A 19003-nucleotide genomic window follows, 5' to 3' on the forward strand; every position below is an offset into this window, starting at 1 on the left:
AACGGCTTGTGCTTACTAGACCCGGACGTCACACACGGAAGACGTAACTTCCTTCACCGCAACGAAGTGGGGGCGTACCTAGCGCCCCAAGCAGGGTGGTACCGCGCAGCAATGCGTCCCTGCACGGCTGAAGGAGTGATGTCATGGTTGGCAACGTCTACCCCAAGGTGGATATGACAGGCGGCAGCGACCGCTTCCCAGAGATGGAGCGCGTTGTCCTGGACTACTGGAACACGGACGGCACGTTCAAGGCTTCCCTGGAGCAGCGCGAGGGCTGCGATGAGTACGTGTTCAACGACGGGCCGCCGTTTGCGAACGGCATGCCGCACTACGGCCACCTGCTCACCGGCTACGTCAAGGACATCGTGCCGCGTTTCCGCACCATGTCCGGCTACCACGTCCCGCGTGTCTTTGGCTGGGACTGCCACGGCCTGCCCGCTGAGCTGGAGGCGGAAAAACAGCTCGGCATCACCGACAAGGCCCAGATCGAGGACATGGGCCTGGAGAAGTTCAACGAGTACTGTGCCAAGTCCGTCATGCACTACGCGGGCGAGTGGGAGGATTACGTCACCCGCCAGGCCCGCTGGGTGGACTTCGAAAACGGCTACAAGACCATGGACCCGGAGTACATGGAGTCCGTCATGTGGGCGTTCAAGGAGCTCTACGACAAGGGCCTGATCTACCAGGGCTTCCGCGTCCTGCCGTACTCCTGGGCCGAGCACACCCCGCTGTCCAACCAGGAGACCCGCCTGGACGACTCCTACCGCGACCGCCAGGATCCTACCGTCACTGTGACCCTGCCGTTCACCGGCGGGCGCGCAGGCTACGCCGCGGAGAAGACCTGGGCCGAGCATCCTGAGCTTCACGACGCCTCCGCGATCGCCTGGACCACGACCCCGTGGACCCTGCCGTCCAACCTGGCCCTCGCGGTCCACCCAGAGGTGGAGTACTCGTTGGTCAAGGTCGGTGCGGACGGGGCCGAAGGGTTCGTCGATAAGCAATTGCTCCTTGCCACGAGCCTGCTCGACGCCTACGCGAAGGAGCTCGGCGAGTACGAGGTTGTCGCCACCTACGAGGGTGCGCAGCTGGAAGGCCTGGAGTACGAGCCGGTCTTCGATTACTTCCGCGACCACGACAACGCGTTCATGATCCTCAACGCGGGCTACGTGACCACTGAGGACGGCACCGGCGTGGTCCACCAGGCGCCCGCCTTCGGTGAGGACGACATGCTCACCTGCCAGGAGTACGGCATCGACCTGGTCATCCCCGTCGACGCCGACGGCAAGTTCACCTCGCTCGTGCCGGAGTACGAGGGCAAGCTCGTCTTCGACGCCAACCGCGACATCATCCGTGACCTGCGCGCCAAGGGCCGCGTGCTGCGCGACCAGACCATCGTGCACTCCTACCCGCACTCCTGGCGCTCGGGCGAGCCGCTGATCTACATGGCGCTGCCGGCGTGGTTTGTGAAGGTCACCGACATCCGCGACCGCATGGTTGAGCTGAACCAGGAGATCGAGTGGATCCCGTCGCACATCCGCGACGGCCAGTTTGGCAAGTGGCTCGAAGGTGCGCGCGACTGGAACATCTCGCGCACCCGCTACTGGGGCTCGCCGGTGCCGGCGTGGGTGTCCGACAACCCGGACTACCCGCGCGTGGACGTCTACGGCTCCCTGGACGAGCTGGAGCGCGACTTCGGCACCCGCCCCAAGTCCCTGCACCGTCCGCACATCGACGAGCTGGTCCGCCCGAATCCGGACGACCCGACCGGCAAGTCCATGATGCGCCGCGTGCCGGACGTGTTGGACTGCTGGTTCGAATCTGGCTCCATGCCGTTCGCGCAGTACCACTACCCGTTTGAAAACCGGGAGGAGTTTGATACCCGTCAACCGGCGGACTTCATTGTGGAGTACTCCGGGCAGACCCGCGGCTGGTTCTACGTGCAGCACGTGCTGTCCACCGCGCTGTTCGACCGCGTGGCGTACAAGAAGGTCGTCGCGCACGGCATCGTGCTGGGCTCGGACGGGCAGAAGATGTCCAAGTCCAAGGGCAACTACCCGAACGTGATGGAGGTATTCGACCGCGACGGCTCCGACGCCATGCGTTGGTTCCTCATGTCCTCGCCGATCCTGCGCGGCGGCAACCTGATCGTCACCGAGCAGGGCATCCGCGAGGGCGTGCGCCAGGCGCTGCTGCCGATCTGGAACGCGTACACGTTCCTGCAGCTGTACTCATCGGAAGATGCGCAGTGGTCCGTGGACTCGGATAACGTGCTCGACCGCTACATCCTGGCCAAGACGCACGACCTGGTGGCAGCTGTGGGCGAGGCTCTCGACGATACCCGCATCGCCGACGCCTGCGACGAGGTGCGCCGCTACGCCGACACGCTGACCAACTGGTACGTGCGCCGCTCCCGCGACCGTTTCTGGGAGGGCCAGGAGGCGCACCCGGAGGCGTTCAACACGCTCTACACGGTGCTCGAGGTCGTCTCCCGCGCTGTGGCGCCGCTGCTACCGTACGTCTCCGAGGTGATCTGGCGCGGCCTCACCGGCGGCCGTTCGGTGCACCTGAGGGACTACCCGCAGGCCACCGAACTGCCGGCCGACGCCGATCTGGTCGCCGCCATGGACGCCACCCGTGCAGTGTGCTCCGCGGCATCGTCAGTGCGCAAGGCGAACAAGCTGCGCAACCGCCTGCCGCTGCCGAAGCTCACCGTCGCGCTGCCGGAGTCGGCCAAGCTCGAGGCGTTCCGCTCCACCATCCGCGATGAGGTGAACGTGAAAGACGTCGTGTTGACTGACGACGTCGACTCCGCCGGATCCTTCGAAGTCGTGGTCAACGCGAAGGTGGCCGGTCCGTCGCTTGGCAAGGACGTGCAGCGCGCCATCAAGAACGTCAAGGCCGGAAACTACGAGCGTCGCGGCGACGACGTGGTGGTCGACGGCGACATCGTGCTCACCCCGGAGCTCTACACCGAGCGACTGGTGGCGGAGAACCCGGACAGCACCGCGCGTGTCGACGCCGACGGCACCGTCGGCCTAGTCGTCCTGGACACCGAGGTCACCGAGGAACTCGAGGCCGAGGGCTGGGCTGCCGACGTGATCCGCGGCCTGCAGGACGCCCGCAAGCGCGAGGGCTTCGAGGTCTCCGACCGCATCGCCGTGGTGCTGGCCGTGCCCGCAGAGAAGGAGGCGTGGGCCCGCACCCACGCCGACCACATCGCCGCCGAGACCCTGGCGACATCCTTCGACGTGGTCACCGAGCCGGTCGAGGGCCACGACGTGCTCGACGGTGTGACCGCCTCCGTGCGGAAGAACGGCTAAGTTCTGCTGGGAGAAGCTGGGGCCTCACCCGTGCAGGGTGGGCCCCTTTCTTCACGCTGGGCGGGGGCGGCGCACCGGCGTTCGTTTGTGGGCACTATGCAGCTGCATAGTCTCTGGCGTGGTCTTGGGGGTGGTCGTGTGGGACGCCCGAGGGGGAGGCGACTACGCAGCTGCATAGTTTCTCCTTTCAACTTTGGGAAGTCACCCACTATGCAGCGGCATAGTTTTTCGGGGTGTGCGGGGCGCTTGGGGCGGGGCGCTGACTATGCAGCTGCATAGTTTTTCCTTCCAACTTTGGGGGGCCACCCACTATGCAGCGGCATAGTTTCTCGGGGTGTGTGGGGCGGGGTATTCACTATGCAGCTGCATAGTGAACGGCTTTTATGTTCGACTTCTTTGCTTAGTAAAACGACATGCATTGTCCACTTCAGTGGACATTTTACGTAAAACCCTTGACCCGAACACATGAGCGTTCTATAAAGGTGTCAATGTTCATGAGTAAGGGGATTAACCATGACAGTTGCGGTGGAAGAACGGACAGACGGTCGAACGGGTGGCCTGCCGGCAGAGGTGCTCGAGGACCAGATCAAATGCAATCAATTGTCGGCGAACTATCACCGGGCGCTAATGCTCGATGCTGTGGGGCAGTTCGACGAGCAGGGGCTCGCGGAGCAATACGGGGAGAAGTCGACGGCAACGTGGTTGCGCAGCGAGCTCAACCTTCCGCAGGCCACGGCGTTCGAGTATGTGCGTGTGGCGCGGGGGCTGAGGAAGTTCAGGAGTTTGTACGACGCCTTCGAATCTGGCGTGATGCCGTACTCGACGGTTCGCTACCTACTCCAGTATGTGGATGAGCGCAACGAGGAGCAATATGTCGAGCTTGCGCTGAGTATGTCGTTTGCTGATCTCCAGCTTTTGCTCGCCGGGGCAAGACCCAAAGAAGAGGACCCGACTGAACCTTTCGCTCGCGCCCGCGAGTGCGAGGACGGCATGCTCGCCTTCGAGGCGAGGCTTCCGGCGGTAGCTGGCCAAAAACTCCTGACTGCGCTGAAGGTGGCGCAGTTGGCCAGTTTCGGTCTCGAGGATGTGGACCCGGATGATCTGCAGGATCCGGAGAAGGTGCAGAAGCTTATCGACGACGCAGCTGCCGCCGAAGACGCCGTCCCGTCAGAGCAGGACCGCGCCCCGCGCAAACGCACGAAGATCACGATGGACGACATCGTGCGTTCGGTGTCGCGTTACGGGCCCCCAGAAAAACAGGATGTGTACGGGGCCTTGTTGTCCATGATCGACATGGTCCGTGCAAACCCGAAGAGTCCGCTTCGTAGCCCTGGTGTGCAGGTTAACCTCATGGTGAATCAGCAAGGTCAGTGCTGGATGCCGGAAAACCGCTCGGCCTCTTCTGAGGATGTGCGCAGTTACCTCGCCAACGCGATGGTGCGTTTGCACTTGCTGGATGAGACGGGACTGACTATCCACGTCGGCCGTTCGCGGCGGTTCGCGACAGACGGCCAAGTGCAGGCTCTGCTGGCGATCTGGGGGTATCAATGCGCCATGCCTGGATGTTCGCATAGGCGCTTCATAGAGATGCACCACATAAAAGAGTGGGAACACGGAGGTATGACGGATTTGGACAACCTGATCCCGCTGTGCTCGAGTTGCCACTCCCAGGTGAGTCACGGGGTGATCACCATAGAGCGCCAGGGGAGTGATCTGTTCTTCACGTTCAAAAACGGTGCCCGGTTCGTCTCGCGCAACCGAAAGCAGCCGAGGCGAATGGAGTACGTCGCCGGAGATTCGTTCGCCGGGTGAGGGGATTGGAACAAGGTGGTCCCGGTGGTGCACAGTGGTGGACATGAACCGCTGGGTGCTGCACATCGACATGGATGCGTTCTACGCGTCCTGCGAGCAGCTGACCCGGCCCACGCTCAAGGGGCGCCCAGTGTTGGTGGCAGGAGTGTCCGGCCGAGGAGTGGTCGCCGGCGCGAGCTACGAGGCGCGCAAGTATGGGGCGCACTCGGCGATGCCGACGCACCGGGCGGCGCGCCTGGTGGGATCGAAAGCGGTATTGGTGGCCCCGCGCAGGCCGGTCTACGCGGCGGCGTCGCGGCGAGTGTTCGAGGTCATCGGCAGGTATGTGGACGTGGTGGAGCAGCTGTCCATCGACGAGGCGTTCATGGAGCCGGAGGGCTTGGTCGGGGTGAGCCCGGAAGGCGTGGAGCAATGGGCGAACGAGCTGCGCGCGGCGATCAAGGAAGAGACAGGTTTGCCCAGCTCGATCGGGGCGGGTCCGGGAAAGCAGTACGCCAAAATTGGCTCGGGTCGGGCGAAGCCGGACGGGGTGTTTGTCATCCCGCACGACCGGCAGCTGGAGATCCTGCACCCGATGCCGGTCAGCGAGTTGTGGGGCGTGGGACCAGTAACTGAGTCGAAGTTGCTCGCCGCCGGGATCGAAACGATTGGAGACCTAGCTAATCTCAGCGAGAAGGAGTTGGATATCGCCATCGGTGGCGCGGTGGGCAAGCAGTTGTGGTGGCTGGCGCGAGGCGTGGATGAGCGGCCGGTGGCGCCGAGGGCGGAGTCGAAGCAGATCTCTTCGGAGCACACCTACCCGCAGGATTTGACCACCCCGGCGGAGGTGGACGCGGCGCTGGAGCGGGCGGCTGCGGAGTCGCACCGCAGGCTGCGCAAGGACGGTCGCGGGGCGCGAACGGTGACGGTGAAGCTGCGGATGGCGGACTTCCGCATCGAGTCGCGCTCGGCGACGCTGCCGTACGCCACCGATGACGCGGAGACGCTGCTGGCCACCGCGTTTAGGATCGTGCGCTACCCGGACGAGGTGGGCCCGATCCGGCTGGTAGGAGTGTCGTACTCGGGGCTGGAGGACACGCTGCAGGACGTGCTGTTTCCGGAGTTGGACCAGGCGATTGTGAAGCCGGCGCCGGTGTCGGCGGATTATGAAACCGGGGTGAGCGATCACGAAACGCAGTTCGACACGGAAGTGCACCAGGAGACCGCACCGGAGCGCGGGGCGTGGCGCGCGACGCAGGACGTCTACCACCCGGAGTACGGCCACGGCTGGGTCCAAGGTGCCGGTAAGGGCTGGGTGACGGTGCGGTTTGAAACGCGGGCGACGGGTCCGGGCCGGATCAAAAGCCTGCGCGCGGACGACCCGCAGCTCCAGCAGGCGGACCCGCTGGATTCGCTGGCGTGGCAGGACTGGTTCTCACAGCAGTGAGCGCGGATCCACGCCGGTGGCCAGCGCGGTGGCCAGCGCGATGCGGGCCTGTCCGGCGCTGAGGTAGCCGGCGGGTAGCGCACCCAGGTCGCCGAGGGTGGAGCCGCCGCCGGCGCCGCCGTACGCGAACGACACCTCGCCGTAGGGCACCGACGTCGCAACAACTACCGGTACCCCGCGGCGCAGCAGCTTTGCGACGGCTCCGCCCATGCCCGCCGACACATTGCCGGAGCCGAGGGCTTCGAGGACGAGCCCGTCGATAGGCCCGAGTGCGCGGATGAGGGCGTCGTCGGCACCGGCCCAGGCGCGGATGATGGGGATGTTCAACCCGTCCAGAGGCGCGGCCGGCACCGCCATGGGGCGGGGCAGGGGCGTGCCGCTGGTCAGGGTGAAAGCGTGCTCGGCGGTGGTCTGTGTCTTCATCAGCCCGCGCGCAGGGAGGGTCTCGCCCGCGAAGTGGACGAGGACGCCGGTGTCGCGCCGGGTGGCGGCCACCTCGATCGCGCCGCGCAGGTTGGCGGGGCCGTCGGGGTGCGCGTGGTCGGCGGGGCGCATCGCGCCGGTGAGCACTACGGGGCGAGGGTCGGCGTGGACGAGGTCCAGCGCGAGGGCGGTCTCGGCCATGGAGTCGGTGCCGTGGGTGATGACGAGGGAGGCGGAGTCGTCGAGAAGCGAAGTGCGCACGGTTTCGCGCAACATGTCGATCTCTGCCAAGCCCATGGACGAGGAATCGAGGCTGGCCACGTCGATCGCGCGGACTTGGCGGGTGGTGCCGCTGCGGGCGACGAGTTCCTCCCCGGTGAGCGTGGGCACGAGCGCGCCACGGTCGTTTGCGGTGGAGGCGATCGTGCCGCCGGTTGAGATGACTAACACGTTCATGCACACAGAGTGCCAGAAAGTTGCGGGTGTGCAGTAACGTGAAACGAGAGATTTACGCTACGCAAGGAGAACACGTGAAAGCACCGAAACTTGTCGCAGCCGCAGCTGTCGCGGGCCTGGCCCTGAGCCTGACGGCCTGCTCCGAGGATTCGGACACGACCGAAACCACCGCCGAAACCCAGGCTGCCTCCTCCGAGGCTGCCCCGGTGGCGGAAATGCCGACGGCGGAAGAGCTCAACGCTGTGCTGCAGCGCGCCGCCGACCCGAACCTGCCCATCGCCGAACGCGCGAACACCGTGCAGGGCGGCGAAACCACGCCGGAGCTGTTCGACCTGATGACGCAGTCGCAGCAGGAATCCGGCGCGAACTTCCAGGTGGTCAACCCGGTGCTTCCGGGCTACACCGCCAACTCCGTGCTCGCCACCGTGAACTTCACCCGCCCGGACGCTGAGTCCCAGCTGGCGGAGGACGTGGAGTTCATCAACGAGGAAGGCAACTGGAAGATCTCCAAGAGCTGGGCCTGCTTCCTGGTCAGCAACACCCTTGCCCCGGAGCAGGTGCCGGACATGTGCAACACCGGTGCGCCGGCTGCACCTGAGGCGCCGGCAGAGCAGCCGCCGGCCGAGCCACCGGCCGAAGCGCCGGCGCTCTAAGCGCCGTACTGCACAGCGCGGGTGATGTCTTGGACCACCCGCGCTTTGTCGTCTCCGCCGTAGATCAGGCGGGTGGTCCAGGCGGTCTGGCCGGACACCGGCAGCGGGCGCGACAAGTCCACCACGATCTGCCCCTCGGAGGTTGTGCGGGAGGAATCCACCTGCACGCTTTCGCCCTCGAGCTCGCCGGGGCCGTCGATCGTGACGTTGTTGTTCTGCGGGCGCTCCTCAACCTTCGTGTCCAGCGTCAACGTGTCGCCGTCGCGGGAGACCAGGGTGTATGTGGTGGTGCGCGTCATCGCGGTATCGCCCGCGACGCGGCTTTCCACGGTCCAGGTCGCGCCGGGGCCGATGGGTTCGTCGGGGAAGACGACGGAGTTGTTGATAAGCGCGATGAGGGTGGGCTCTACAAGCTGGAGGCCGCGCTGCGGCGCGTCGGCGGGGGCGAGCAGTTTCAGGGTGGAGATGCGGCCGGTGTCGTCGGCGCGCCAGCTCATGCGGAACCCCTCGGAAGCGGCGACGTCCTGGCCGATATCCAGGTCGGAGTGCTTGCCGGAGCCGACCACGAAGTCGATGCGGGAATCGGCGTCCTCCTCGTCGCCCTCCGGGGCCGGGGCCTCATCAGCGGTCACTGTCAGCGGCAGGGTGGTTTTGTTCACGTTGCCGCCGGCGGGCGCATCCGCGACCTCGGCTTCGCCCGGGGCGGCGACGTGCTGGTCCACGCCGGCGGACACGGCGACAGCGGTGTCCCACTCAGCATCAGGAGAGTAGCGCACTTCTTCCGGGTTCTCGCCGGGGTTCACCAGGGTGACCGACGGGGCGTCGATAGGAAATGCCGGCACCCCAGCCACCGGATCGTCCTCGGCGGAGGAGCAGGCGGTGAGCGCGAGGGTGAGCGTGGCGGCGGCGGTGATACTGCGGAGGGTGCGGAACATTCTTCAAAAGCTACCTGGCCCGCGCAGCGGAATACAGGCAGGCCGTGTACGACCGGCTAGAGTGGTTCGGCGATGAAGCAGGACACGACAGCACAACGCACCCCGCGCTACCTCGGACTGGTGGTGGCAGTCATGCTCGCGGTTGGCGCGGCGGACCAGGGGATCAAGCAGCTGATGCTGAATTGGTTGGAGCCCGGCGTGCCGCAGCCGGTGATCGGGGATTGGTTCCGCTTCTACCTGCTGTTCAACTCCGGCGCGGCGTTTTCCATGGGGGAGAACCTGACCTGGTTGTTCACCGCGATTCAGCTGGCGTTCGTGCTGGGCGCGCTGTGGTTCGGGCCGCGTATGACCTCGAAGTGGGAGGCGCTGGGCCTGGCGCTTGTGGCCGGGGGCGCGCTGGGCAACCTGATTGACCGGCTATTCCGGGACCCTGGATTCTGGTTCGGCCACGTGGTGGATTACATCTCCGTAGGGAATTTCGCGGTGTTCAACTTGGCCGATGCAGCAATCACCGTCGGGGTGGTGGTGTTCATCCTGGGCACGATCGCGGTGGAGATGAAGGGAGGCGACAATGGGCGGTGAGTTCAGGGCCCTGCCCGTGCCCGAAGGGCTTGAGGGCATGCGGGTGGACGCGGCGATCGCCAAACTCTTCGGCGTCTCCCGCTCCGTCGCCTCCGAGATGGCGGCGGAGGGCGATGTGCTTGTCGACGGAGCTGCCGCCCAAAAATCCGACCGCGTCACCACCGGCGCGATGCTGGAAGTCACCCTGCCTGAGCCGAAGCGCGCGCCGCAGCCGGTGACCGAGCTGGTGGAGGGCCTGGAGATCCTTTACCAGGACGCGGATGTCATCGCCGTGGACAAGCCGGTGGGCGTGGCGGCGCACCCGACGCTGGGCTGGGAGGGCCCGGACGTGGTCGGCGGGCTGCAGGCAATGGGCTTTACCCTGCCGGATGCGGGGCCTCCGGAGCGCCAAGGCATCGTGCAGCGCTTAGACGTGGGCACCTCCGGGGTGATGATCGTGGCGGCGAGCGTGCCCGCCTACTCCGTGCTCAAGCGCGCCTTCAAGGAGCGCACGGTGGACAAGACCTACCATGCGCTGGTTCAAGGCCTGCCGGATCCGATCGAGGGCACCATCGATGCGCCGATCGCGCGTCACCCGTCGGCAGGCTGGAAGTTTGCCGTCACCCAGGACGGCCGCCCGAGCGTGACCCATTACAGCGTCATCGAGGCGTTCCGCCGCGCGAGCCTTCTGGACATCCACCTGGAAACCGGGCGCACCCACCAGATCCGCGTGCACATGTCCTCCATGGGGCACCCGTGTGTGGGCGACCCCATGTACGGCTCGGACCCGAACCTGGCCAAGGAGCTGGGCCTGAAGCGCCAGTGGCTGCACGCCACCAAGCTGGGCTTTACCCACCCGCGCACCGGCGAGTACATGGAGGTTGCCTCCGAGTACCCGGCGGACCTGCGCGCCGCGCTGGATAAAGTGCGGAACGGCTAGATGCGCGAACTCGCCGTGGTGCTCGCGCTGGTGGCCGGGTTCTGGCTCGTCGGCGAGACCAACCCGCCCGCCCCGCCGGTGCTGCAGGGCGACCAGCTCGGCCCGGAGGACGGTGAGACCGCTCAGCAGTACGCCCAGCGCGCCGCCGCGACCCTCGACCATGAGGAGGCGTCCTTCGCCCTGGTCACCTTCGCCCGGCCGCTCGGACCCGACGAGGCTGCCGCGGCACTCGAGCCCGCCCCGCGCGTGAGTGCGCTCGTGGTGCCGGGGGTGGCTCCGGTGGTGGTCCCGGAGGCGTCGATAGGCACAATGCGTATCGACGTCCTCCGGTCCGCCACAACCTCCCCCATGACCGGAGCTGTGGTGTTTGCCCCGCGCACGCAACTGGATCGGATTAACGCCACGGACACAGTCCTTGCTGTGGAAATGCTGCCAGCGGACGCGGTGTGGGGAGCGTTTTCCATCACTCCTTCTGCGACACGTGGGGGTGTATAGTTTGCGGAGTTGTACGCAGGCCCGTTTTGCACCGTTAGGCAAGGAGAGCTCTTGACTTCCTCTACCGAAAACTCAACCGGACACAAGCGTCTTACCCGCGCGGGGCTTGCGTTGGCGACAACCTCCGCGCTCTTCCTCGGTGCCTGCGGTTTCGGCGGCGGCGGGGACGACAGTGCTGAGGGGGCGGGCCTGAACCCCGGCGACTACACCGTCGCCACCAACGAGGGCGTGTCCGACAGTGTGGTGGTCAACGGCACGATCGAGCCGATCCGCTCCGTGAACATCTCCACCCCGGTGCAGTCCGAGGTGGAAAAGGTGGCCGTCAAGGCGGGCGACCGCGTGCAGTCGCAGCAATTCTTGGCCTCCATGAACTCCGAGCAGCTGGAGCGCCAGCTGGAGATCCAGCAGAAGCAGCAGGCGAACGCGCAAGCGGACGCCCAGGCGCAGGTGGATCAGGCACGCGCGGCGCTCAACGCCCACCAGGAAAGCGTGAACAACGGCACTAACGAGGCCATCCGCGCAGCCCAGGCGCAGGTCAACCAGGCGCAGGCGGCGTACGACGCAGCCGTGGCCGCCAACGGCGGGCCCCGCATGATCAACCGCGGCATCGCGGCTGTTGAGCGTGCCGCCGGCGACATCTCTTCGAACCTGGGCATTAGGACAGCGCCCCCGGCCGCGCCGCAACCACCGGCAGCGCCGGCCGCGCCGGCTCCTGTTGCGCCGGAGCAGCCGGGCCAGCCGGGCGGGCTGAGCCCCGAGCAGCTCGCGCAGCTGACGGGAGAGAACGTTGGCGGTGGTGCTGGCGGCGGCGCCGCTGCCGTGGGCTCGGGTATGAGCGTCGAAGAGGCCAGGGCCGCGCTGCAGGATGCGCAAGCGGGGCTGGCTGCGGCGCGGTCGGCGGCGGCGCAGGAGGGCAACCAGCTGCAGGCGCAGCTGGATTCCGCAATACGCCAGGCGGAGACCGCACAGCTCGGCGACGGTGACGGCACCCTGGAGTACCAGGTGCGCGAATCCACCATCTACGCCCCGATGGCGGGCCTGGTCACCAGCGTGGACGTGCGCGAGGGCGACATTCCGCAGGGCAAGCTACTCACCATCGCGGACGACTCCCGCTTGGTCATCCGCACCGACGTGCGTGAATCGGACGTCCCCAACGTCAAGGAAGGCGACCGGGTGGAGTTCACCACCACCGCGACCGGCAAGAAGACGTTCAAGGGCCGCGTCACCCGCATCGCCCCGGCGTCGGATTCCGTTGCCAGCGGCAACCAGAACCCGATGCAAGGTATGCCGCAGCAGGGCAACAACAAATCCAACGAGGTGACTTTCCCGGTGGAGATCGAGGTCACCGGTGACAAGGAAGGCCTGCTGCTCGGCGGTTCCGCCCGCGCGGAGATCATCACCGCCGAGGCGAAGGATGCGCTCAACGTGCCGCTCGACGCGGTCTATGGCGAGGACAACGACCAGAAGGTGCTCGTGCTCGCCACGGACGGCGACGAGGCGAAGTCCGGCACCGTCGAGGAGCGCTCGGTGACAACCGGCGCCTCCAACGACGTGGACGTCGCAGTCACCGGCGGCGAGCTCAAGCCGGGCGACATCGTGATTAACTGGCCGGAGGAGTACGAGGGCCGCGTCGGCGAGACCGTCGAGATCACGGACCCGAACTTCGACGCGGACCAAGTGCGTCAGGCGCGGGAGAAGAAAGAACGCACCACGGCCACAGTGACGGTCACCAGCACCCGTCGTGCCGCCGAGGGGCAGCAGTAGATGACGGAGGCTCCCAAGCACGGCGGCATGGCCGATTCCGGCCTGCTCATCGACATGCGCAATGTGGTCAAAACCTACAACGAGGGCGAACCCAGCGAGCTGACGGTGCTGCACGGGGTGGACTTCTACGCCGACCAGGGCGAGTTCGTCTCCATCGTAGGCCCGTCCGGTTGCGGCAAGTCCACGCTGATGAACTTGATCGGCATGCTGGATAGGCCCACCGAGGGCGCGTACGCCTTCAACGGTGAGCCGGTCTACGCCAAGGAAGACAAAGAGCTCGCCTCCTACCGCAGCAAAAACATCGGCTTTATCTTCCAAAACTTCAACCTGATCGGCCGCATGGACGCGTTGCAGAACGTGGCCATGCCGATGATGTACGCGGGTGTGGAGCGCAAAGAGCGCGACGAGCGCGCCGCCGAACTGCTGGACCGGATGGGCATGGGCGACCGCCTGCACCATAACCCGAATGAGCTTTCCGGCGGCCAAAAGCAACGCGTGGCTATCGCGCGCAGTCTGGCCAACGACCCGGATCTGCTGCTCGCGGATGAGCCCACTGGCGCGCTGGATTCCAAGACCGGACGTATGGTCATGGATCTGTTCCACGAGCTGAACCAGGACCTGGGCAAGGCCATCGTGTTTATTACCCACAACCCGGAACTCGCCGAGGAGACCGGGCGCGTGGTGGAAATGATGGACGGCCGCATTGCCGGCATGCGCCAACCGGGAGGGGCGAGCTAGATGAACATCCGCGAATCCATGCGGCTGGCCGTGTCCAGCCTGAACACCAACAAATTGCGCTCCCTGCTGACGTTGTTGGGCATCATCATCGGCATCATGGCCGTGATCATCATTATGACGCTCGGCCGCGCCCTGGAAAACGACGTGATGGGCGGCCTCGAAGACGCCGGCACCACCACCTACCCGGTCATGGTGCACGAGCGCCCCGAGGAGGGCGAGGGCAGCGACGACCCGTTCGCGGGCTTCGGCATGGCCCCGCCGTCGGACGAGCGCGACGGCATGACCCTGGACGACCTCGACGACTTAACCGCCACATTCGGCGACCGTGTCCGCGGCGTGGACATCGACATCTCCGGGCAGGGCGAGGCTAGTGCCGGGGACAACTCCGTCTCCGTCGGCATCAACCCCGCACTAACCGGTTCGCTGGACCTGCGCAGCCTGAAGGTGCAGTACGGCCGCGGCATCACGCAGGACATGCTCGATGGTCGCCGCCCCGTCGCGGTGGTGTCACCGGAACTCGTGGAGGCACTTTTCGACGGCGACTCTGCCGCCGCTCTCGGCTCGCGCTTCGACATGGATGTGGACGGCACCACCAGCGTGTTCACCATCGTCGGTGTGCTGGAGCGGGCGGAGAAAGACCCCGCGTTCGGCCAATCCGCTGCCGCGGAGATCTTCATTCCCGCCACGGCCGCGGACAGGGTTGGACTGGACGCCAGCTGGACCCCGTCGTTTAGCGTCCGCTCCTCACCCGAAGAAGACCCGGAGGTCTTCCGCGCAGACCTGCAGTCCTACCTGGACCGCAAGTACGCGGGCAACGAGGACTACGAGGCAGAGGTATTCGATATCTCCGCGAGCCTGGAGGGCCTGACCACGATCTTCCGCACCCTGTCCACGGTGCTGTCCGCCATCGGTGGCATCTCGCTGCTCGTCGGCGGCATCGGCGTGATGAACATCATGCTCATCACCGTCACCGAGCGCACCCGCGAGATCGGTGTGCGCAAGGCCCTGGGTGCGACGCGGAACGACATCCGCGTGCAGTTCATCGTCGAATCGATGCTGGTCTGCCTCATCGGCGGCATCATCGGCGTGATCCTCGGCGGTGTGGTGGGATTGATCGCCAGCTCTGCGGTGTTGGAGATGACCTGGCCGCCGTTGAGCGCGGTGATTTTCTCACTGCTGTTCTCCCTCGCGACGGGTGTGTTCTTCGGCGCGTACCCCGCCTCGAAGGCAGCAAAGATGCAGCCTATCGACGCACTCCGGTACGAATAACCGCACTGGTTTTCGAGGGGATTCGCGCCTGTCGGTGTGCCGTCTAAGATGAGCCGCATGGCCAAAAAATCCTCCTTCGTGCACCTGCATAACCACACTGAATTTTCCATGTTGGACGGCATGGCGAAGGTGGATATGCTCGCCGACGAAGTAGTGCGCCAGGGCATGCCCGCGGTGGGCATGACCGACCACGGCAACATGTTCGGCTCGAACGCGTTTTACCGCCGCATGGTGGACGCCGGGGTGAAACCGATCATCGGGATTGAGGCGTACATGGCGCCGGAGTCCCGCTTCAACAAAAAGCGCGTGCTGTGGGGCACCCCGGACCAGAAGCGTGACGACGTCTCCGCGTCTGGCGCGTACCTGCACCAGACGATGCTGGCCGAAAACGCGACGGGCCTGCGCAACCTGTTCAAGCTGTCGTCGTTGGCCTCCTACGAGGGGCAGCTGGGCAAGTGGCCGCGCATGGACGCGGAGCTGATCGCCGAGCACGCTGACGGCATCATCGCCACCACGGGCTGCCCGTCCGGTGATGTGCAGACGCGCCTGCGCCTGGGCCAGTACGACGCGGCGCTCGAGGCGGCGGCGATGTGGCAGGACATCTACGGCAAAGACAATTACTTCCTGGAGCTGATGGACCACGGTCTGCACATCGAGCGGCGCGTCCGTGAGGACCTGCTTCGCATCGGCCAGGCGTTGGATCTTCCGCCGCTGGTGACCAACGACTGCCACTACGTGCTCGAGTCCCAGGCGCCGGCGCACGAGGCGATGCTGTGTGTGCAGACCGGCAAGACCTTGCTTGACCCGGACCGCTTCAAGTTCGACGGCACCGGCTACTACATCAAGTCCGCCGAGCAGATGCGTGAGCTGTGGGATTCCACGGTGCCGGACGGCTGCGACAACACCTTGTGGATCGCGGAGCGCGTCGGCGACTACGGCGAGCTGTGGGAGGAGCACCCGCACGACCGCATGCCGATCGCGGATGTGCCGGAGGGCCACACGCCGACCTCGTGGCTGCGTGAGGAGGTCCTGCGTGGTCTGAAGGAGCGCTTCGACGGGGCAGACGTGCCGGAGGAGTACCTCACCCGCGCAAGCTACGAGATCGATGTCATCGACATGAAGGGCTACCCGTCGTACTTCCTCATCGTGGCGGAGCTGATCAAGCACGCCCGCGAGATCGGCATCCGTGTCGGTCCGGGCCGTGGTTCGGCTGCTGGTTCGCTGGTCGCGTACGCGTTGACTATCACCAACATCGACCCGATGGAACACGGCCTGCTCTTCGAGCGATTCCTGAACCCGGAGCGCCCGTCCGCACCGGATATCGATATCGACTTCGACGACCGCCGCCGCGGCGAGATGATCACGTACGCCGCCGAGCGCTGGGGCGAGGACAAGATCGCCCAGGTGATCACTTTCGGTACGGTGAAGACGAAGCAGGCGATTAAAGACTCTGCGAAGGTGAACTTCGGCCAGCCCGGCTTCCAAATGGCGGACCGCATCAACGGTGCGCTGCCGCCGGCGATCATGGCGAAGGACATTCCGCTGTCCGGCATCACCGACCCGGAGCACGAGCGCTACGCCGAGGCCGCGGAGGTGCGTTCGCTGATTGAGACGGACCCGGACGTGGCCAAGATCTATGAGACGGCGCGCGGTCTGGAAGGCGTGGTCAGGCAGGCAGGCGTGCACGCGTGTGCCGTGATTATGGCGTCGGTGCCGCTGATGGAGCACATCCCGATGTGGAAGCGCCCGGCCGACGGCGCGATCATCACCGGTTGGGACTACCCGGCGTGCGAGGCCATCGGCCTGCTGAAGATGGACTTCCTGGGGCTGCGCAACCTCACCGTCCTCGGCGACGCGCTGGAGAACGTGAAGAAAAACCGCGGCGAAACCATCGACCTGGAAGCACTCGACACCGACAACCAGGCGGTCTACGAGCTGCTCTCGCGCGGCGACACCCTGGGCGTGTTCCAGCTGGACTCCGGCGGCATGCAGGAACTACTCAAGCGCATGAAGCCGACCGGCTTCAACGATATCGTCGCCTCGCTCGCGCTGTACCGACCGGGCCCGATGGGTGTGAACGCCCACTGGGACTACGCCGACCGTAAAAACGGGCGCAAGCCGATCACGCCGATCCACCCGGAGCTGGAAGAGCCGCTCAAGGAGATCCTGGACGAGACCTACGGCCTGATCGTCTACCAAGAGCAGATCATGAACATCTCGCAGAAGGTGGCGAACTACACGGCCGGCCAAGCAGACGGCTTCCGCAAGGCCATGGGTAAGAAGAAGCCGGAGGTGCTGGCGAAAGAGTACGAGACGTTCTCCGCAGGCATGTTCTCCAACGGCTACTCTAAGGAGGCCGTGGATGCGCTGTGGGGCACCATTGAGCCGTTCGCGTCCTACGCGTTTAACAAGTCCCACGCTGCGGGCTACGCGCTGGTGTCCTACTGGACCGCCTACATGAAGGCGAACTACGCCGCCGAGTACATGGCCGCACTGCTGACCTCTGTGGGCGACAAGAAAGACAAGTCCGCGATCTACCTGTCGGATTGCCGCCACCTGGGGATTAGCGTGTTGCAGCCGGACATCAACGAGTCTGAAGAAAACTTCATGGCTGTCGGTGAGGACATCCGCTACGGGCTCGCCGCCGTGCGAAACGTCGGTGTGGAAGTGGTGGAGTCTATCAAGAAAACCAGGAAGGAAAAGGGAGCCTTCACTAGCTTTTCCGATTACCTGGACAAGATCGAGCTTGTGGCCTGTAACAAGCGAATCACAGAATCGCTGATTAAGGCCGGCGCGTTCGACTCGTTGGAGCACCCGCGCAAGGGGCTGATGCTCATCCAAGAAGATGCGGTCGACTCGGTCCTAGCCACAAAGAAGGCGGCGGACAAGGGGCAGTTTGATCTCTTCGCCGGTTTCGGCGGGGAGGACGGCGCCGACAACTCTGCGTTCACCATCGAAGTGCCTGACGACGAGTGGGACCGCAAGCACAAGCTCGCACTGGAGCGCGAGATGCTCGGCCTGTACGTTTCCGGCCACCCGCTCGACGGCTTCGAGGAAGCAATCGACGCGCAGACGGACACGCAGCTGACCACCATCCTCTCCGGCGAAATGCGCAACGGGGCAGAGGTGACCATCGGCGGGCTGATCTCCTCCGTGGACCGCCGTTTCTCCAAGAAAGATGGCTCGCCGTGGGCGATCGTGACCATTGAGGACCACCACGGCGCACAGGTGGATGTGCTGCTGTTTAACAAGGTGTACGCACTGGTCGCGCCTCAGATCGTGGAGGACAACATCATCCTGGTCAAGGCGCACGTGTCCATCCGCGACGACCGCATGAGCCTGTTCGGCGACGACGTGAAGGTGCCCGAGCTTGGCCCCGGAAACGGTGCAGGCCTGCCGCTGCGGTTGACTATGCGCACGGACCAGTGCACCGCGGAGAACATCGCGAAGCTCAAGGGCGTGCTGGTGAACAACGCCGGCGACTCCGACGTCTACCTGAATCTGGTCAACGGCGAGCACAGCCAGCTGATGATCCTGGGCGACCACCTGCGTGTGAACCGCTCCGCCAGTTTGATGGGTGATTTGAAGGCGACCCTTGGCGCCGGGATCTTGGGCTAGCGCGCGGCCCTAGGTAAATGGAAAGCCCGTCCGGTGTGAACCGGGCGGGCTTTGCGTTTGCGCTACGGGCTCTTACTTCTTGCCAGTCAGCTGCTTGAGGTTCTCCCTCAGGCCCGGGACTGCGCCCACGACCACCATCAGCGAGCTGATTGCCGCTGCGAGCGCGGTGACCCAGAGCGAGATCTTGGCGATCACGTCGAGCGCCTGCTCCTCGTAGGAGGACGGCTGCAGCCATTCAGGCGCGGTGTAGGTCGGCGTCGTGGTGTTGGTCAGGACGTTGGTGCCGGTCGGCGTGTTGGTGCCGGTCGGCGTGGTGGTGCCGGTCGGCGTGGTGGTGCCGGTCGGCTCAACCACTGACGGGCGCTCCTTGGTGGGGGCCGGCTCGTTGGTCTTGGTGGGTGCCGTGGGGGTGGTCGTCTTGGAATCCTGCGTGGCCGTGGTGGACGGCTCGGCAGTGTTGGACGTGGTCGTCGTCGAAGTATCAGATTCGGCGGCGGCTGCGGCACCCGCGAGGGAACCGGCTGCGATAGCGGTGGCCGCGAAGGACACGGCTACGAAACGGGACTTCATTAATTGACCTTCCTCAGGCGAGA

Annotated in this window: 14 protein-coding genes; 11 read left to right on the top strand and 3 right to left on the bottom strand. The window is 65.4% G+C overall.

Annotation, left to right across the window (positions count from 1 at the left end):
• Nucleotides 1-143 precede the first annotated feature (143 nt).
• The 3 genes from ileS (at nt 144) to QP996_RS00775 (ending at nt 6558) form a co-directional block, all read left to right on the top strand.
• Nucleotides 144-3320: an isoleucine--tRNA ligase gene (gene ileS, locus QP996_RS00765; RefSeq protein ID WP_284870704.1), complete on the top strand. Its 3177-nt coding sequence runs from the start codon at nt 144-146 to the stop codon at nt 3318-3320.
• Nucleotides 3321-3833: 513 nt separating this feature from the next.
• Nucleotides 3834-5132 carry an HNH endonuclease signature motif containing protein gene (locus QP996_RS00770; protein ID WP_284870705.1) on the top strand — a complete coding sequence of 433 codons (1299 nt, stop codon included), beginning with the start codon at nt 3834-3836 and terminating at the stop codon, nt 5130-5132.
• A 43-nt stretch (nt 5133-5175) separates the two neighbouring features.
• On the top strand, nt 5176-6558 hold the full coding sequence (locus tag QP996_RS00775) for a DNA polymerase IV (protein ID WP_284870706.1): 1383 nt from the start codon (nt 5176-5178) through the stop codon (nt 6556-6558).
• Here the strand turns inward: QP996_RS00775 and QP996_RS00780 are convergent.
• Nucleotides 6547-7437 (bottom strand): asparaginase, encoded by an 891-nt coding sequence (locus tag QP996_RS00780; RefSeq protein ID WP_284870707.1) that lies wholly within the window; start codon nt 7435-7437, stop codon nt 6547-6549. The two genes, QP996_RS00775 and QP996_RS00780, sit on opposite strands and share 12 nt — an antisense overlap.
• A 74-nt stretch (nt 7438-7511) precedes the next feature.
• Here QP996_RS00780 and QP996_RS00785 point away from each other — a divergent pair, with 74 nt between their 5' ends.
• Nucleotides 7512-8090, top strand: a complete 579-nt coding sequence (locus tag QP996_RS00785; RefSeq protein ID WP_284870708.1) for a WKL family lipoprotein — start codon at nt 7512-7514, stop codon at nt 8088-8090.
• Here QP996_RS00785 and QP996_RS00790 read toward each other — a convergent pair.
• Nucleotides 8087-9025: a DUF6263 family protein gene (locus QP996_RS00790; protein WP_284870709.1), complete on the bottom strand. Its 939-nt coding sequence runs from the start codon at nt 9023-9025 to the stop codon at nt 8087-8089. The two genes, QP996_RS00785 and QP996_RS00790, sit on opposite strands and share 4 nt — an antisense overlap.
• Before the next feature lie 72 nt (nt 9026-9097).
• On the opposite strand from QP996_RS00790, the gene lspA reads away from it, so the two are divergent.
• The 7 genes from lspA to dnaE are packed head-to-tail and all read left to right on the top strand — an operon-like array spanning nt 9098 to nt 18410.
• Complete coding sequence (lspA, locus tag QP996_RS00795; protein ID WP_284870710.1) at nt 9098-9607, top strand: signal peptidase II; 510 nt, start codon at nt 9098-9100, stop codon at nt 9605-9607.
• Nucleotides 9597-10526 (top strand): RluA family pseudouridine synthase, encoded by a 930-nt coding sequence (locus QP996_RS00800; RefSeq protein WP_284870711.1) that lies wholly within the window; start codon nt 9597-9599, stop codon nt 10524-10526. Before lspA ends, QP996_RS00800 begins: the two co-directional genes overlap by 11 nt.
• Nucleotides 10527-11021 carry a hypothetical protein gene (locus QP996_RS00805; RefSeq protein WP_284870713.1) on the top strand — a complete coding sequence of 165 codons (495 nt, stop codon included), beginning with the start codon at nt 10527-10529 and terminating at the stop codon, nt 11019-11021. It begins immediately after the preceding gene.
• A 51-nt stretch (nt 11022-11072) separates the two neighbouring features.
• Entirely contained in the window at nt 11073-12785 is a 1713-nt protein-coding gene (locus tag QP996_RS00810; protein ID WP_284870715.1) for an efflux RND transporter periplasmic adaptor subunit, read from the top strand.
• Nucleotides 12786-13523 (top strand): ABC transporter ATP-binding protein, encoded by a 738-nt coding sequence (locus QP996_RS00815; protein WP_502870086.1) that lies wholly within the window; start codon nt 12786-12788, stop codon nt 13521-13523.
• The gene (locus QP996_RS00820) at nt 13524-14792 is read left to right on the top strand and encodes an ABC transporter permease (RefSeq protein ID WP_284870717.1); all 1269 of its coding nucleotides are present in this window, start codon (nt 13524-13526) and stop codon (nt 14790-14792) included. It abuts the gene before it with no gap.
• Between the two features lie 57 nt (nt 14793-14849).
• Nucleotides 14850-18410 carry a DNA polymerase III subunit alpha gene (gene dnaE / locus QP996_RS00825; RefSeq protein WP_284870718.1) on the top strand — a complete coding sequence of 1187 codons (3561 nt, stop codon included), beginning with the start codon at nt 14850-14852 and terminating at the stop codon, nt 18408-18410.
• A gap of 72 nt (nt 18411-18482) precedes the next feature.
• On the opposite strand, the gene QP996_RS00830 is transcribed toward dnaE, so the two are convergent.
• A complete protein-coding gene (locus QP996_RS00830; protein ID WP_284870720.1) occupies nt 18483-18980 on the bottom strand; it encodes a hypothetical protein in 498 nt (165 codons plus the stop codon).
• Nucleotides 18981-19003: the final 23 nt, after the last annotated feature.

Source organism: Corynebacterium sp. MSK008, from assembly GCF_030232585.1.
In the GTDB taxonomy this organism is placed as follows: Bacteria; Actinomycetota; Actinomycetes; order Mycobacteriales; family Mycobacteriaceae; genus Corynebacterium.

Excerpts from the sequence above, each read along its gene's own strand:
- lspA (WP_284870710.1), top strand. The coding sequence starts at position 9,098 with ATGAAGCAGGACACGACAGCACAACGCACCCCGCGCTACCTCGGACTG.
- QP996_RS00830 (WP_284870720.1), bottom strand. The coding sequence starts at position 18,980 with ATGAAGTCCCGTTTCGTAGCCGTGTCCTTCGCGGCCACCGCTATCGCA.
- QP996_RS00780 (WP_284870707.1), bottom strand. The coding sequence starts at position 7,437 with ATGAACGTGTTAGTCATCTCAACCGGCGGCACGATCGCCTCCACCGCA.
- QP996_RS00805 (WP_284870713.1), top strand. The coding sequence starts at position 10,527 with ATGCGCGAACTCGCCGTGGTGCTCGCGCTGGTGGCCGGGTTCTGGCTC.
- QP996_RS00770 (WP_284870705.1), top strand. The coding sequence starts at position 3,834 with ATGACAGTTGCGGTGGAAGAACGGACAGACGGTCGAACGGGTGGCCTG.
- QP996_RS00800 (WP_284870711.1), top strand. The coding sequence starts at position 9,597 with ATGGGCGGTGAGTTCAGGGCCCTGCCCGTGCCCGAAGGGCTTGAGGGC.
- QP996_RS00775 (WP_284870706.1), top strand. The coding sequence starts at position 5,176 with ATGAACCGCTGGGTGCTGCACATCGACATGGATGCGTTCTACGCGTCC.
- QP996_RS00820 (WP_284870717.1), top strand. The coding sequence starts at position 13,524 with ATGAACATCCGCGAATCCATGCGGCTGGCCGTGTCCAGCCTGAACACC.
- ileS (WP_284870704.1), top strand. The coding sequence starts at position 144 with ATGGTTGGCAACGTCTACCCCAAGGTGGATATGACAGGCGGCAGCGAC.
- QP996_RS00790 (WP_284870709.1), bottom strand. The coding sequence starts at position 9,025 with ATGTTCCGCACCCTCCGCAGTATCACCGCCGCCGCCACGCTCACCCTC.
- dnaE (WP_284870718.1), top strand. The coding sequence starts at position 14,850 with ATGGCCAAAAAATCCTCCTTCGTGCACCTGCATAACCACACTGAATTT.
- QP996_RS00815 (WP_502870086.1), top strand. The coding sequence starts at position 12,786 with ATGACGGAGGCTCCCAAGCACGGCGGCATGGCCGATTCCGGCCTGCTC.